Origin of the sequence: Variovorax sp. V213, assembly GCF_041154455.1 — a bacterium.
Taxonomy (GTDB): domain Bacteria; phylum Pseudomonadota; class Gammaproteobacteria; order Burkholderiales; family Burkholderiaceae_C; genus Variovorax.
Map to the genome: position 1 here is coordinate 4,380,306 of NZ_AP028664.1, position 14,541 is coordinate 4,394,846.

At 65.3% G+C, this 14,541-nt stretch carries 13 protein-coding genes; 5 read left to right on the forward strand and 8 right to left on the reverse strand.

From position 1 onward, the window contains the following. The first annotated feature begins 45 nt into the window (after positions 1-45). The 4 genes from ACAM55_RS20810 to ACAM55_RS20825 are packed head-to-tail and all read left to right on the forward strand — an operon-like array spanning position 46 to position 3,980. Positions 46-627 carry a TRAP transporter small permease gene (locus ACAM55_RS20810; protein WP_369653349.1) on the forward strand — a complete coding sequence of 194 codons (582 nt, stop codon included), beginning with the start codon at positions 46-48 and terminating at the stop codon, positions 625-627. Beyond that, positions 624-1,922 (forward strand): TRAP transporter large permease, encoded by a 1,299-nt coding sequence (locus tag ACAM55_RS20815; protein ID WP_369653350.1) that lies wholly within the window; start codon positions 624-626, stop codon positions 1,920-1,922. The genes ACAM55_RS20810 and ACAM55_RS20815 overlap by 4 nt, the downstream gene beginning before the upstream one ends. A 34-nt stretch (positions 1,923-1,956) precedes the next feature. After that, on the forward strand, positions 1,957-2,994 hold the full coding sequence (locus ACAM55_RS20820; RefSeq protein ID WP_369653351.1) for a DctP family TRAP transporter solute-binding subunit: 1,038 nt from the start codon (positions 1,957-1,959) through the stop codon (positions 2,992-2,994). A 47-nt stretch (positions 2,995-3,041) separates the two neighbouring features. Beyond that, positions 3,042-3,980 carry a nucleoside hydrolase gene (locus ACAM55_RS20825; protein WP_369653352.1) on the forward strand — a complete coding sequence of 313 codons (939 nt, stop codon included), beginning with the start codon at positions 3,042-3,044 and terminating at the stop codon, positions 3,978-3,980. A gap of 59 nt (positions 3,981-4,039) precedes the next feature. Here the strand turns inward: ACAM55_RS20825 and ACAM55_RS20830 are convergent, their stop codons facing one another. From ACAM55_RS20830 to ACAM55_RS20855, 6 genes are all read right to left on the reverse strand, one after another. Then, positions 4,040-4,777 (reverse strand): amino acid ABC transporter ATP-binding protein, encoded by a 738-nt coding sequence (locus ACAM55_RS20830; RefSeq protein WP_018903696.1) that lies wholly within the window; start codon positions 4,775-4,777, stop codon positions 4,040-4,042. Between the two features lie 37 nt (positions 4,778-4,814). Beyond that, entirely contained in the window at positions 4,815-5,504 is a 690-nt protein-coding gene (locus tag ACAM55_RS20835) for an amino acid ABC transporter permease (RefSeq protein WP_369653353.1), read from the reverse strand. 1 nt (position 5,505) lies between these two features. Further along, positions 5,506-6,237 (reverse strand): amino acid ABC transporter permease, encoded by a 732-nt coding sequence (locus ACAM55_RS20840; protein WP_369653354.1) that lies wholly within the window; start codon positions 6,235-6,237, stop codon positions 5,506-5,508. Between the two features lie 132 nt (positions 6,238-6,369). After that, on the reverse strand, positions 6,370-7,272 hold the full coding sequence (locus tag ACAM55_RS20845; RefSeq protein WP_369653355.1) for an amino acid ABC transporter substrate-binding protein: 903 nt from the start codon (positions 7,270-7,272) through the stop codon (positions 6,370-6,372). A gap of 173 nt (positions 7,273-7,445) precedes the next feature. Further along, positions 7,446-8,897: an aspartate ammonia-lyase gene (locus ACAM55_RS20850; RefSeq protein ID WP_369653356.1), complete on the reverse strand. Its 1,452-nt coding sequence runs from the start codon at positions 8,895-8,897 to the stop codon at positions 7,446-7,448. Between the two features lie 189 nt (positions 8,898-9,086). Beyond that, positions 9,087-10,073 carry a LysR substrate-binding domain-containing protein gene (locus ACAM55_RS20855; RefSeq protein WP_369653357.1) on the reverse strand — a complete coding sequence of 329 codons (987 nt, stop codon included), beginning with the start codon at positions 10,071-10,073 and terminating at the stop codon, positions 9,087-9,089. A gap of 61 nt (positions 10,074-10,134) precedes the next feature. Between ACAM55_RS20855 and ACAM55_RS20860 the strand changes: the two genes are divergently transcribed. After that, positions 10,135-11,577, forward strand: a complete 1,443-nt coding sequence (locus tag ACAM55_RS20860; protein ID WP_369653358.1) for an amidase — start codon at positions 10,135-10,137, stop codon at positions 11,575-11,577. Positions 11,578-11,691: 114 nt separating this feature from the next. Here ACAM55_RS20860 and ACAM55_RS20865 read toward each other — a convergent pair whose 3' ends face one another. Both ACAM55_RS20865 and ACAM55_RS20870 read right to left on the reverse strand, forming a co-directional pair. Continuing rightward, a complete protein-coding gene (locus ACAM55_RS20865) occupies positions 11,692-12,630 on the reverse strand; it encodes a 2-hydroxyacid dehydrogenase (RefSeq protein ID WP_369653359.1) in 939 nt (312 codons plus the stop codon). Between the two features lie 44 nt (positions 12,631-12,674). Continuing rightward, positions 12,675-14,510, reverse strand: coding sequence for an ABC transporter ATP-binding protein/permease (locus ACAM55_RS20870; RefSeq protein WP_369656444.1), 1,836 nt, complete (start codon positions 14,508-14,510; stop codon positions 12,675-12,677). Positions 14,511-14,541 lie beyond the last annotated feature (31 nt).

Genomic DNA, 14,541 nt, shown 5'->3' on the forward strand with positions numbered 1-14,541 from the left:
GGTCATGGATCGTTACCATTCATAGCTGCTTCCCCCTCTCCCTCGATGACCACTCCCAACGAGTCCGGCCCTTTGCTGGACGCCGCCAGCCCCCTTCCCCCAGACATCGAAGCCGCCGACGAGCCCACCAAGGTGCCGCTCGCCATCGAAGACTGGCTCACCGTCATCGTCATGGGTGCGCTGGCGCTCATCACCTTTGCCAACGTGCTGGTGCGCTACTTCACCGACTCTTCGTTTGCGTGGACGGAAGAGTTCTCCGTTTTCCTGATGATCATGCTGGCGCTGGTGGCCGGCTCGGCCGCGGTGGCGCGCGACCGGCACATCCGCATCGAATACTTTTCCGAGAGCGGATCGATGGCACGCCGCAAGCGGCTCGCGCAATTCGGCGCGCTCATGATCGCCATCCTCTTCGGCCTGATCGGCGCGCTCAGCATCCGCATGGTGTGGGACGACTATCGCTTCGACGAGACCACGCCCGGCATCGGGCTGCCGGCCTGGTGGTATTCGATGTGGCTGCCGATCGTGTCCTTGGCCATCGCGCTGCGCGCGGTGGGCCTGATGATCCGCCGCGGCCGCAAGGAATACGGCGACAACGAAAACCGCACCGGCAAGGGCGACGCATCGTGATCGCCACCCTGCTCTTCGTCGCCTTCGTCGCGATGATGCTGGTGGGCGTGCCCATCGGCGCCGCGCTGGGCCTGGCCGGAGCCGCCTGCATTGCGCTCGCCAACAGCGACGCCCAGTGGTTCGGCCTGCTGGCCGTGCCGCAGAACTTCTATGCCGGTCTCGGCAAATATCCGCTGCTGGCCATTCCGATGTTCGTGCTGGTGGGCTCCATCTTCGACCGCTCGGGCGTGGCGCTGCGGCTCGTCAACTTTGCGGTGGCCATCGTCGGGCGCGGCCCGGGCATGCTGCCGCTGGTGGCCATTGCGGTGGCGATGTTCCTCGGCGGCATCTCGGGCTCGGGCCCGGCCAATGCCGCCGCCGTGGGCGCGGTGATGATCGCGGCCATGTCGCGCGCGGGCTACCCGGCGGCCTTCTCGGCCAGCGTGGTGGGCGCCGCGGCGGCCACCGACATCCTGATTCCGCCCTCGGTCGCCTTCATCGTCTACTCGGTGCTGGTGCCCGGCGCCTCGGTGCCGGCGCTGTTCGCGGCCGGCATGATCCCGGGCGTGATGGCCGGACTGGCGCTGATGATCCCGGCCGTGCTGCTGGCTCGCCAGCACAAGATGGGCGCGCTCGAATCGACGCTGCCGCGCCCGCCGTTCTGGAAGAGCCTGCGCGAAGCGATCTGGGGACTGGCTGCGCCGGTGCTCATTCTGGGTGGCATGCGCGCCGGCTGGTTCACGCCGACCGAAGCCGCGGTGGTGGCGGTGTTCTACGGCCTCTTCGTGGGCATGTGCATTCACCGGACCATCAAGGTGCGCGACCTGTTCGTCATATTGCGCGAGTCGGGCGAGCTCTCGGCGGTGATCCTGCTGGTGGTGTCGCTCGCGGGCATCTTCGCGTACTCGCTCTCCACACTGGGCATCATCGATCCGGTGACGCGCGCGATCGTGAACTCGGGCCTGGGCGAATACGGCATCCTGGCGCTCTTGATCCTGCTGCTCATCACGGTGGGCATGTTCCTCGACGGCGTGTCGATCTTCCTGATCTTCGTGCCGCTCCTGCTGCCCATCGTGCAGTACTACAAATGGGACCCGGTGTGGTTCGGTGTGATCCTCACGCTCAAGGTCGCGCTCGGCCAGTTCACGCCGCCGCTCGCGGTCAACCTCATGGTGTCGTGCCGCATCGCCAAGGTGCGCATGGAAGAAACCGTGCGGTGGGTGGGCTGGATGCTGTTCTCGATGTTCGTGGTGATGGTGCTCGTCATCGCGTTTCCGGAACTCGCGCTCTGGCTGCCGCGCAAGCTGGGCTACTGATTATTTCGTTCCATCTACAAAGAGGAGACCTTCCATGAAATTCCGCCGCACCCTGCTCGGCTTCGCCGCCGCAGCGACCGCCCTGGGCCTGTTCTCGACCGGCGCCATGGCGCAGGCCGCCTACAAGCCCGAATACAAGATGTCGCTGGTGCTCGGCCCGCCGACGCCCTGGGGCCAGGCCGGGAAACTCTGGGCCGATCTCGTGAAGGAGCGCACCCAGGGCCGCATCAACATCAAGCTCTACCCCGGCGTGTCGCTCATTCAAGGTGACCAGACCCGCGAGTTCAGCGCACTGCGCCAGGGCGTGATCGACATGGCCGTGGGCTCGACCATCAACTGGTCGCCGCAGGTCAAGCAGCTCAACCTGTTCTCTATGCCTTTCCTGATGCCCGACTATGCGGCCATCGACGCGCTCACGCAGGGCGACGTGGGCAAGGAAATGTTCAAGACCCTCGACAAGGCCGGCGTGGTGCCGCTCGCCTGGGGCGAAAACGGCTACCGCGAGATCACCAACTCGAAGAAGCCGATCAGGTCGCCCGAAGACCTGAAAGGCATGAAGATCCGCGTGGTCGGCTCGCCGATCTATTCCGACATGTTCACCGCGCTGGGCGCCAACCCCACGCAGATGAGCTGGGCCGACGCCCAGCCCGCGCTCGCCAGCGGCGCGGTCGACGGCCAGGAGAATCCGCTGTTCCTGTTCACCGTGCTCAAGATGCAGAACGTGGGACAGAAATTCGTCACCACCTGGGGCTACGTGGCCGACCCGCTGGTCTTCGTGGTCAACAAGGAAATCTGGACCTCGTGGACGCCGGCCGACCAGGCCATCGTGCGCCAGGCCGCCGTCGACGCCGGCAAGCAGGAGATCGAACTCGCGCGCAAGGGCCTCGTGGAAGCCGACAAGCCGGTGCTGAAAGACATCGCCGGCATGGGCGTGACCGTGACCCAGCTCACGCCCACGGAGCGCGAAGCCTTCGTGAAAGCCACGCGGCCGGTCTACGACAAGTGGAAGACCACTGTGGGCACGGACCTGGTGGCAATGGCCGAGAAAGCCATCGCGGCGCGCAAGAAGTAAGTCAACAGGGCCCGGCGTCATTTCAGGGTGGCCGCGACAATGTCGCGATGCACACCCTGATCATCGACACGGACCCCGGCGCGGACGATGTGATCGCGCTGCTGTTTGCCATGGCGGCGCCTGAAGCGCTGAAGCTTCAGGCGCTGACCACGGTGGCCGGCAACGTCCCGCTGGCCAAGACCTCGCGCAACGCGCGCCTCGCCTGCGAATGGGCCGGCCGGCCGGACCTTCCGGTGTACGCCGGCGCGGAACGTCCGCTGCAACGCACACCCATCTACGCGGCCAACATCCACGGCCGCGAAGGCATCACCGGCGCCCGGGTTCACGAGCCGGCCGCGCCGCTGGCCGAAGGCCATGCGGTCGACTACCTGATCCGCACGCTGCGCGCTGCACCCGAGCGAAGCGTGACGCTCGCGATGCTAGGACCGCAAACCAACCTGGCACTCGCCCTCGCGCAAGCCCCCGACATCGTGCGCGGCCTGCGCGAACTGGTGCTCATGGCCGGCGCGCATTTCAACGGCGGCAACATCACGCCCACGGCGGAATTCAACGTGTTCGCCGATCCGCATGCGGCCGAGGCCGTGCTGAAGAGCGGCGTGCCGATCACCATGCTGCCGCTCGACGTGACGCACAAGATTCTCACGAGCGACGAGCGCATCGCGCGGCTGTGCAACATCGGCAACCAGGCCGGCAAGGTCGTCGCCGACATCCTGGGCGCCTATGCGCCGCAGGAGATGCAGCACTACGACATGCCCGGCGGCCCGGTGCACGACGCCACCGTCATCGCCTACCTGCTGCAGCCCTTGCTCTTCAGTGGCAGGCTGATCAACGTCGAAGTCGACAGCCGCGAAGGGATGGGCTTTGGGCAGACCGTGGCCGACTGGTACGGCAGCCTGAAGCGCCCTGCCAACGTGAACTGGATCGTGGACGGCGATGCGCAGGGCTTCTTCGATCTGCTGACCGATCACATCGCACGGCTGCCATGAACAAATGAAAAAGCCACGCTGCGAACAGCGTGGCTTTTGTCTTCTTGCGCCGCAGCGGATCAGTGCTGCAGGATCTTGTTCAGGAAGTCCTTCGTCCGCGGCTGTCGATTTTCAGGATGGCTGAAGAACTCGTCCTTCGGGCAGTCTTCCAGGATCTTGCCGCCTACGTCGATGAAGATCACGCGGCTTGCCACCTTGCGGGCAAAGGCCATTTCGTGCGTGACCACCATCATGGTCATACCGTCCTTGGCCAGGCTCACCATCACGTCGAGCACTTCGCCGACCATTTCGGGGTCGAGCGCCGACGTGGGTTCGTCGAACAGCATCACGATCGGGTCCATGCTGAGCGCACGGGCAATGGCCACGCGCTGCTGCTGGCCGCCCGAGAGCTGGCCCGGGAACTTGTCCTTGTGCGCCATCAGGCCCACGCGGTCGAGCATCTTGAGGCCGCGGGTCTTGGCTTCGTCGGGGCTGCGGCCCAGCACCTTGATCTGGGCGATCGTGAGGTTCTCGGTCACCGACAGGTGCGGGAACAGCTCGAAGTGCTGGAACACCATGCCGACCTTGGAGCGCAGCTTCGGCAGGTTGGTCTTGGGGTCGTGCAACGGAATACCGTTGACGGTGATCTCGCCCTTCTGGAAAGGCTCCAGCGCGTTCACGGTCTTGATGAGGGTGGACTTGCCCGAGCCCGAGGGCCCGCACACCACTACCACGTCGCCCTTGGAGATGCTCACCGAACAATCGTTGAGCACCTGCACCGGGCCGTACCACTTGGACACGTTCTTGATTTCAATCATTTTTTCGGACATTTCTTTCTCCGGTTCAGCCACTCGATTAGCGAATGATGGCAATCTTCTTGTGGAGGCGCTTGACGAGCCACGACAAGACATAGCACATGATGAAGTAAACGACGGCCGCGAGCAGGTAGGCCTCGATCGGACGGCCGAAGTTCTTGCCCGCGGTCTCGAAGCCCTTGAGCATGTCGTAGGCACCGATGGCGTAGACCAGCGAGGTGTCCTGGAACAGGATGATGGTCTGCGTGAGCAGCACCGGCAGCATGTTGCGGAACGCCTGCGGCAACACGATCAGGCGCATGTTCTGGCCGTAGGTCATGCCGACCGCCTGGCCCGCATACACCTGGCCGCGCGGGATCGACTGGATGCCCGCGCGCATGATCTCGCTGAAGTAGGCCGCTTCGAACGCGATGAAGGTGATCACGGCCGAGATTTCGGAGCGGTAGTTCGAGCCGACAGAACCGAAGGCCGCGTAGAACGACGCCGGCACCAGCAGGAAGAACCACAGGATCACCATCACGAGCGGAATGCTGCGCATGCCGTTGACGTAGATGGCGGCCGGCGCGTCGAGCCACTTCTTGCCCGACAGGCGCATGAGCGCCAGCACGGTGCCGAAGAGCACGCCCCCAATGGTGGCCACGATCGTCAGCATGATGCTGAAGTAGAAGCCCTTGACGACGAAGTTGCTGATGACGTCCCAGTTATAGAACGACAGGTCGAGATTCATCATGTCAGTGTCCCCCGCCGCCGCTGGCCGAGACGATGAAGCCCGGCACGCGCGTCTTCTTCTCGATGAAAGCCATGATGCGGTTGATTGCAAAGGCCGAGATCACGTAGAGCCCCGTCACCGCCAGGTACACCTCGATGCCGCGCGAGGTTTCTTCCTGCGCCTGCATGGCGAACATCGTGAGTTCGGTCACCGACACGGCGAACGCCACCGACGAGTTCTTGAAGATGTTCATCGTCTCGCTGGTGAGCGGCGGAATGATGATGCGGTAGGCCATCGGCAAGATCACGTAGCGGTAGTACTGCGGCGTGGTGAAGCCCACCGCCATGCCCGCATAGCGCTGGCCCTTGGGCAGCGCCTGGATGCCCGAGCGCACCTGTTCGGCAATACGCGCCGACGTGAAGAAGCCCAATGCCAGCACCACCAGGATGAAGCTCGGCACGCCCTTCATGACCGGCACCAGCGCCGGAATGACGTGGTACCAGAGGAAGATCTGCACCAGCAGGGGGATGTTGCGGAACAGCTCGACCCAGGCATTGCCGAAACGCACCAGCCACGGGCTGTTGGGCAAGGTGCGGATGATGCCGACGAGCGACCCCAGCACCAGCGCGACGACGAGCGCCAGCAGGGCGACCGACACGGTCCAGCCCCATGCGGACAGCATCCACTCCCAGTAGGTCGGGTACTTCCCGCCCGGGTCTTGCAAGAAGACCTGCCAATCCCAGTTTGATCCCATCGGGGACTCTCCTTCTTTCAGATTTCCAGACTGCTAGCTAGCTTGCAGAGGCCGTGCCCGCGCGCCGCGTTGCGTTGCGAAAACAAACGCCCGCCGGGAGCGGCGGGCGTTGCGCAGATGACCTTGCCGTGTTTACTTCTTGGCCGCGTAGTCTTCCATCGGCTTGTCGTTCGGGTTGGCCCAGGCCGACTTCGTGGCTTCGGACAGCGGCAGGTTCACCGTGACGTTGGCCGGGGGAATCGGCTTCAGGAACCACTTGTCCCAGAGCTTGGCGAGGTCGCCGTTCTTGATCTGCGCCTTGATGCTGTCGTCCACCACCTTCTTGAAGGCGGGGTCGTCCTTGCGGATCATGATGGCGATGGGCTCGACGCTGAGCACTTCGCCGACGATCTTGTAGTCGGCAGGCGACTTGGACTTGGCGATGTTCGAGGCCAGGATGGAACCGTCCATCACGAAGGCGTCGGCGCGGCCCGATTCGAGCAGCAGGAAGCTGTCGGAGTGGTCCTTGCCATAGAGTTCCTTGAAGTCGATGCCGCCGGCGCGCTCGTTCTTGCGCAGGGTCTGGACCGACGTGGTGCCGGTGGTCGTGGCCACGGTCTTGCCGTTGAGGTCCTTGATCGAGGTGATGCCCGAGTTGGCCTTGACCGCGATGCGCACTTCCTCGACGTAGGTGGTCACTGCGAAGGCGACGTCCTTCTGGCGCGTGGCGTTGTTGGTGGTGGAACCGCACTCGAGGTCGACCGTGCCGTTCTGCACCAGCGGCACGCGGTTTTGCGAGGTCACGGGCTGGTACTTGGTTTCCAGCTTGGCGAGGCCCAGGTGCTTCTGGATGTCGCGGATGATGTTGGCACAGACGTCGTAGTGGAAGCCGGTGTACTGGCCGTTGCCCAGCGTGTACGACAGGCCGGAGGACTCGCGCACACCCTCGGTGATGCTGCCCGAGGCCTTGATCTTGGCCAGGGTGTCATTGGCCTGCGCAAAGGCGCTGCCTGCGGCCAGCGCCGCGATTGCCAATGCCAATACTTGCTTGTTCATGTGGAAAACTCCTGAGGGTGACTAAGAGATACAGATACAACGAAATTCTAGACATTCACGGCATCGGGAATACCCGGACCAACCCGGTGCATTCTCAGTGACGATCGCACCGGTCGCGCGCACCGAAGCGCTGTCATGGTGCAGTTGAACCCTTCGGCATTGTCCGACTTTCACTAAGCAGCCTTTGTGCCCGAGGGCTCGGCAGCCGGCGGCACCGGCACGGACAGGCGCACGGGCTGGGTCAGGTTTTCGGGCACGAGCAGCGCCTCCATCTCGGCGCGCGTCATGATGCCGAGCGATTCGGCCACCAGATCGATGGGCCCGCCGGTGGCCAGCGCGGTCTTGGCAATCAGCGCCGCCTTTTCATAGCCGATCAGCGGATTGAGCGCGGTGACGAGCGTGACCGACTCCCGCACCCGCTTGGCCAGGAACTCGCGGTTCGCCTCGATGCCGTCGATGCAGTTCTTGCGCAGCGTGGTGCAGGCATTGCTCAGGTGCTGGATGCTCTTGAACAGGCTCCATCCCATGATCGGCTCGAAGGCATTGAGCTGCAGCTGGCCGGCCTCGGACGCCATGGTGACGGTGATGTCGTTGCCAATGACCTCGAACGCCACCTGGTTCATCACCTCCGGGATCACCGGATTGACCTTGCCCGGCATGATCGACGAGCCAGCCTGGCGCGCCGGCAGGCGGATCTCGCCGAAACCCGCCTGCGGCCCGCTCGACAGCAGGCGCAGGTCGTTGCAGGTCTTGCTGAGCTTGGTGGCCACGCGCTTGAGCACGCCCGACAGCTGCACGAAGGCGCCGGTGTCCTGCGTGGCCTCGATGAGGTTGGCCGACTGCTTGAGCGGCACGCCGGTCTGCTCGGCCAGGTACTGGCAGGCGAGGTTGGCATAGCCGTGGGGCGCGTTGATGCCGGTACCGATGGCGGTGGCGCCGAGGTTGATTTCCTCGATGAGCGCGCGCGCCTCGCCGAGCCGGGCCTCGTCTTCGCCGATCATGATGGCGTAGGTCAAAAACTCCTGGCCCAGCGTCATGGGCACGGCGTCCTGCAGCTGGGTGCGCCCGATCTTGAGGATATCCTTGAACTCGAGCGCCTTGGCCTCGAAGCTCTTGCGCAGCGCGGCCATGGATTCGAGCAGCCGGCCAATGGCAAACCACAGCGCCAGCCGCACCGCCGTCGGGTAGACGTCGTTGGTGCTCTGCGAGGCATTGACGTGGTCGTTGGGGTGCAGCACGTCGTAGCGGCCTTTTTCGTGGCCGAGCTTTTCGAGCGCGAGGTTGCAGATCACCTCGTTGGCGTTCATGTTGGTCGACGTGCCCGCGCCGCCCTGGATCACGTCGACCACGAATTCGTCCAGCAGCTTGCCCTCGATGAGGTCCTCGCAGGCCAGGATGATCGCGGCCGCGCGGTCGCGGTCGATGGCGCCGAGGTCGGCATTGGCGCGCGTGGCCGCCTTCTTGACGAAGGCCAGCGCGCGCACCAGCTCGGGCATGGCCGAGACGCGCGTCCCGGAAATGGCGAAGTTCTCGACGGCGCGCGCCGTGTGCACGCCCCAGTAGGCAACGGCAGGAATCTGCTTCTCGCCGAGAAAGTCGTGTTCGGTCCTGAAATTGGGGCTCATACAGATTCCTCGGCTAAAAAAAAGCACGCGTGTGGCGCGTGCCGGAAGATTGCTGTGTGACAGCGGCAAAAAACTGCCGCGACTGTAGTTGGGCCCGGTCCACAACGCCAATGCCGTTTGCGGGGGCTGCCATGCGCGGCATTTATAGATTGTGCAGCGCACAAATCCAGCGCGTCAATCGATCGGACCTCAGCGCGGCGGCTGGGCGCTGACCAGGTACGACCACAGCGCGTCGGCCGTGCGCTTGGGCTGCAAGCTGTCGGAGGGCAGAGCCTTCGCGGAGCGGCCGCCACCGGTCTTCACGGGTGCCGGTGCGCCAGGCCGCTCGCGGTAGGCGCGGATCTCCATCGTCGCCTCCAGGCTGTCGATTTCGGGCGGCAGCGCGCTCACGAGCTTGCGCGACTTGATTTCCTTGCGTACCGCGCTCTGGGGCAGAAAGGCGATGCCATGGCCTTCGAGCGCCATGACCTTCAGGCCTTCGGCCATATCGGTTTCATAGACCCGGTCGAGGTGGATGGCGGTGCCCGACTCCTTCAGCAACTGGTCGACCACGCGGCCCAGGTAGGCGCCGGGCGCGTAGCCCAGGTAAGGCAGCGGCTGGCCGGGCCGGCCGGGCAGGCGGAAGCGCGGCGCGCCTTCGGCATCGGCCTTGACCCAGGGCGCCACGGTTTCCTCGCCCAGGCTGACCATCTCGTACTTGTTGGCGTCCAGCTGCAGCGGCTGGGAGGGGTGGTGGTAGGCAATCAGGAGGTCGCAGCTGCCTTCGACCAGGCGCAGCACGGCGTCGTGCACGTTGAGCGCGATGAGCCGGCTCTTGATGGGTCCGAAATGCTCGCGCAGGCTGGTCACCCACGACGGGAAGAAGGTAAACGCCAGGGTATGGGGCACCGCGATCTCGATCACGTCCTGCCCGGCCGCCGAATGGCCGCGCAGCATGGCGCGGGTGCTCTGCAGCGATTGCAGCATCTCGATCGCCTGGCTGTAGAGCGTCTGGCCCGCGGGCGTGAGGCGCGTGGGATAGGAACTCCGGTCGACCAGGTCGGTGCCGGCCCAGCCCTCGAGCGCCTGGATGCGGCGGGAGAACGCGGGCTGCGTCACGTGCCTCAGTTGGGCCGAGCGGCTGAAGCTGCGCGTTTCCGCCAGGCTGATGAAGTCTTCTAGCCACTTTGTTTCCATACGCGGCGATTATGCGAGCGTCGCGCCATACTGGGCTCCCCCTCCTTTTCCCGCATTCGCCATGTCTCCAGCCGATCTGCTCGACCTCAGCGCTACCGAACTTTCGCGCCGCATCGCGGCCCGCAGCGTGTCCTGCCACCAATTGATGCAGGTCTCGCTGGCCCGCATCGAGGCGCTCAATCCGCGCTTCAACGCCATTGTTTCGCTGCGCGAACCCGAGGCCCTGCTGGCCGAAGCAAGCGAGCGCGACGCCGAACTGGCGCGTGGCGAACGGCGCGGCTGGATGCATGGTTTTCCCCTGGCGGTAAAGGACCTGAGCCACGCGGCCGGCCTGCCGACCTCCATGGGCTCGCCGCTTTCGCCGCGCTCCCCGGCACGGGCCGACAGCCTGCACGTCGCGCGCATGCGCCAGGCCGGCGCCATCGTGATCGGCAAGACCAACACGCCCGAATTCGGCCTTGGTTCGCATACCTACAACACGGTGTTCGGCATCACCCGCAACGCCTATGCGCCCGAGCGCAGCGCCGGCGGCAGCAGCGGCGGCGCAGCCGTGGCGCTGGCCCTTGGCATGCTGCCGGTGGCCGACGGCAGCGACATGATGGGGTCGCTGCGCAACCCGGCCGCATTCAACAACGTCATCGGCATGCGGCCCTCGCGCGGACGCGTGCCCGGCGATCCCGAGCAGGAGCTCTTCTTTCAGCAACTGGGCATCGAAGGCCCGATGGGCCGGACGGTGGAAGACACGGCGCGGCTGCTTGCGGTGCAGGCGGGCTTCGACACGCGCGTGCCGCTGTCGTCGCCGCAGCCGCTGCCCTCGCCCGATGCACTACAGCTCGATGCCGACGTGAAGGGCCTGCGCATCGGCTGGCTCGGCAGCATCTGGCCCGGCCTGCCGCTCGCACCCGGCATCCGCGAACTGGGCGAACGCGCGCTGGGTACTTTTCGCACCCTTGGCTGCGAGGTCGAACCCTGCACGCTCGACGTGCCGCGCGAGCACAACTGGAGCGCCTGGCTGCGGCTGCGCCAATTGCTGGTCGGCGGCAAGCTCGGCGCCTACCTGAGCGACCCGAAGCTGTTTGCGCAGCTCAAGCCCGAGGCGCAATGGGAAATCGAACAAAGCCGCCATCTCGACGCGGCCTCGCTGTACCAGGCTTCGCTCTACCGCTCCAATGTGTACCGAGCGTTTCTCAAGCTCTTCGAGCGCTTCGATTTCGTGCTGGCGCCAACGGCGCAGGTGTTTCCGTTCGATGCCGAACTGCATTGGCCCGACGAAGTGGATGGCGTGAAGAGCGACACGTACCACCGCTGGATGGAGATCGTCACGCCGTTCACGCTGGCGGGGTTGCCGACGCTGAACGTGCGCGCGGGCTTCGGCGAGGGTGGGTTGCCGATGGGGCTGCAGCTTGCGGGGCCGATTCATGCGGACTTCGACGTGCTGCGGCTCGGGCATGCGTATGACCAGGCGTGCGGCTGGGCATCTCATCGCCCGTCAGCCCTGGCTTGATTGACTCCCTCCCCTCCCGGGGGAGGGCAGGGGTGGGGGCAAGCGGCGCATCCATCGGGCGCCCTGCCCCGGCCCCATCCCAACCTTCCCCCAGCGGAGGAAGGAGCAAGACCTTCAGATCGGCGACACGACGCCGCGTCCTGCAAAGTGCCCTTCGGCATTCGAAAGAAAGCGGTCCACCGACTTTTGCGTGGCCTCCGGCGACCAGCCCGCCATGTGCGGCGTGAGCAGCACGTTGTCCAGGCCGACCAGCGGCTCGGGCCGCTTGGGCTCGCTTTCGTACACGTCGAGGCCCGCGCCCGCGATGCGGTTCTGGCGCAGCGCAGCGGCCAGCGCCCCGGTATCGACCACGCTGCCGCGCCCGATGCTGACCAGAAAGCCCTGCGGGCCGAGCGCGTCGAGCACCTCGGCATTCACGAGGTGGCGCGTGGCCGGGCCGCCCGGCGCGGCCAGCACCAGGAAGTCGGCCCAGGTGGCGAGCGACTTCAGGTCGTCGAAATAGCGGTGCGCCGCGCCTTCGCGCGGCTTGCGGTTGTGATAGCCGATCTCCATGTCGAACGCAGCCGCGCGCCTGGCGATCTTCTGGCCGATGGTGCCGAGCCCCAGGATGCCGAGCTTCTTGCCCGACACGTTCGGCGGCTGCGGGATTTGCTCGCGCCACACGCCTTCGCGGCACAGCCGGTCGAGCTGGCGAAAGCCGCGAACGATGCTGATCAGCATGCCGAAGGCATGGTCGGCCACGCAGTCGTCGTTGGTGCCGGCGCCATTGGCCGTGACGATGCCGCGTGCACGCGTCACTTCGAGCGGAATGCCCTCGTAGCCCGCGCCCATGCAGCAGATCAGCTCGAGCGACGGCATGGACGCGATCTCTTCGGGCGTGATGCCGATCACGCCGATGGTCAGCACCGCGCGGAATTTCTTGCCGTGCTCGGCAATTGCGGTGGCGCGCGCGGTGGCGTCGAAGGCATAGGTCATGTCGTAGACCTCGGCAATCTGGGCCTGGTGGGCGCTCGAGAGGCTGCTGAGCACCAGCAGGGGAATCTTGGTCGACACGTCGGAACTCCTGGATCGGAAAAAACAAAGGACGAATGATCGGGCTAGAGCAGCACCGCTGCTTCGCTCTTCTGCAAAGCCCACATCTGCGCGTAGGGGCCCTGCCTGGCGAGCAATTCGGCATGCGTGCCGCGCTCGACGATCACGCCCGACTCCAGCACCAGGATCTCGTGCGCATCGACCACCGTCGACAGGCGGTGCGCAATGACCAGCGTGGTCTTGCCCTGCGCCGCGCTCTTGAGTTCGGATTGAATGGCGCGCTCGTTGGCCGAATCGAGCGCCGAGGTGGCCTCGTCGAAGATCACGATCGGAGGGTTCTTGAGCAGCGTGCGTGCAATGGCCACGCGTTGCTTTTCTCCGCCCGAGAGCTTGAGGCCGCGCTCGCCCACGGTCGTCTCATAGCCCTTGGGCGTGGCCGAGATGAAGTCGTGGATGCGCGCCGCACGCGCGGCGCCTTCGACCTCTTCGCGGGTCGCACCGGGGCGGCCGTAGGCAATGTTGTATTCGACGGTGTCGTTGAACAGCACCGTGTCCTGCGGCACGATGCCGATGGCGCGCCGCACGCTCGATTGCTGCACCTCGCGGATATCCTGGCCGCCGATGGTGATGCGGCCCTGCTGCACGTCGTAGAAACGGTAGAGCAGCCGCGCCAGCGTGGACTTGCCCGAGCCCGAAGGGCCGACCACGGCCACCGTCTTGCCCGCGGGAATCTCGAAGCTCACGTGCTTGAGGATAGGCCGCGCGGGCTCGTACGCAAAGCTCACGTCTTCGAAGCGCACGGTGGAGTCGACGCCTGCCAGGGGCTGCGCACCGGGCGCATCGCGCACCTCCCGCTCTTTTTCCATCAGCACGAACATCTTGTCCAGGTCGGTCAGGCTCTGCTTGATCTCGCGGTAGATCACGCCCAGGAAGTTGAGCGGAATGTAGAGCTGGATCATGAAGGCGTTGACCATCACCAGGTCGCCGAGCGTCATGCGCCCATCGACCACGCCCGAGGTGGCGCGCCACAGCATCAGCACCAGGCTGATTGCGATGATCAGCTGCTGCCCGGCGTTGAGCATGCTCAGCGTGCGCTGGCTCTTGATGGCGGCCTTGCGGTAGCGGTCAAGGCTGGCGTCGTAGCGCTTCGCCTCGAACTCCTCGTTGTTGAAGTACTTGACCGTCTCGTAGTTCAAGAGCGAATCGACCGCGCGACTCTGGGCCATCGAGTCGAGCTCGTTCATGGTCTTGCGGAACTGGGTGCGCCACTCGGTCACCGTCACCGTGAAGGTGATGTACAGCACCAGCGCCGCAGCCGTGATCCAGACGAACAGCGAATCGAACTTCACGCCCAGGATGGTCAGCACCAGCGTCAGCTCGATGAGGGTCGGCACGATGCTGTAGAGCGACATCGAGATGAGCGAGTGCACGCCGCGCGTGCCGCGCTCGATGTCGCGCGTCATGCCGCCGGTCTGGCGCTCCAGGTGGAAGCGCAGGCTCAGCGAATGCAGATGGCCGAACACTTCCAGCGCGATCTGCCGCGCCGTGCCCTCGGTGGCCTTGGCGAAGATCAGCTCGCGCAATTCGCCGAAGAGCGCGGTCGAGAACCGCAGCAGACCGTAGGCCAGCAACAGCCCGATGGGCACGATCAGCAGCGCCTGGGCCATGTCAGGCTTGGGCGTCATCGTGTCGATCAGGTTCTTCAGCAGCACCGGCACGCCCACGTTGGCCACCTTGGCGCCCACCATGAAGCCGAGCGCGGCGATCACCCGCCACTTGTATTGCCAGAGATAGGGAAAGAGGCGGCGCAGCGTCGCCCAGTCGGAGCGGTCGCTGCGCGCCGGCGCATGGCCGGCGACGGGGTGGGAAGGAGGAGGTAGGGCTTCGCCGCTGCGGCGCATGGGGGACAATCGTGGTTGCTTTGTTTGTTCC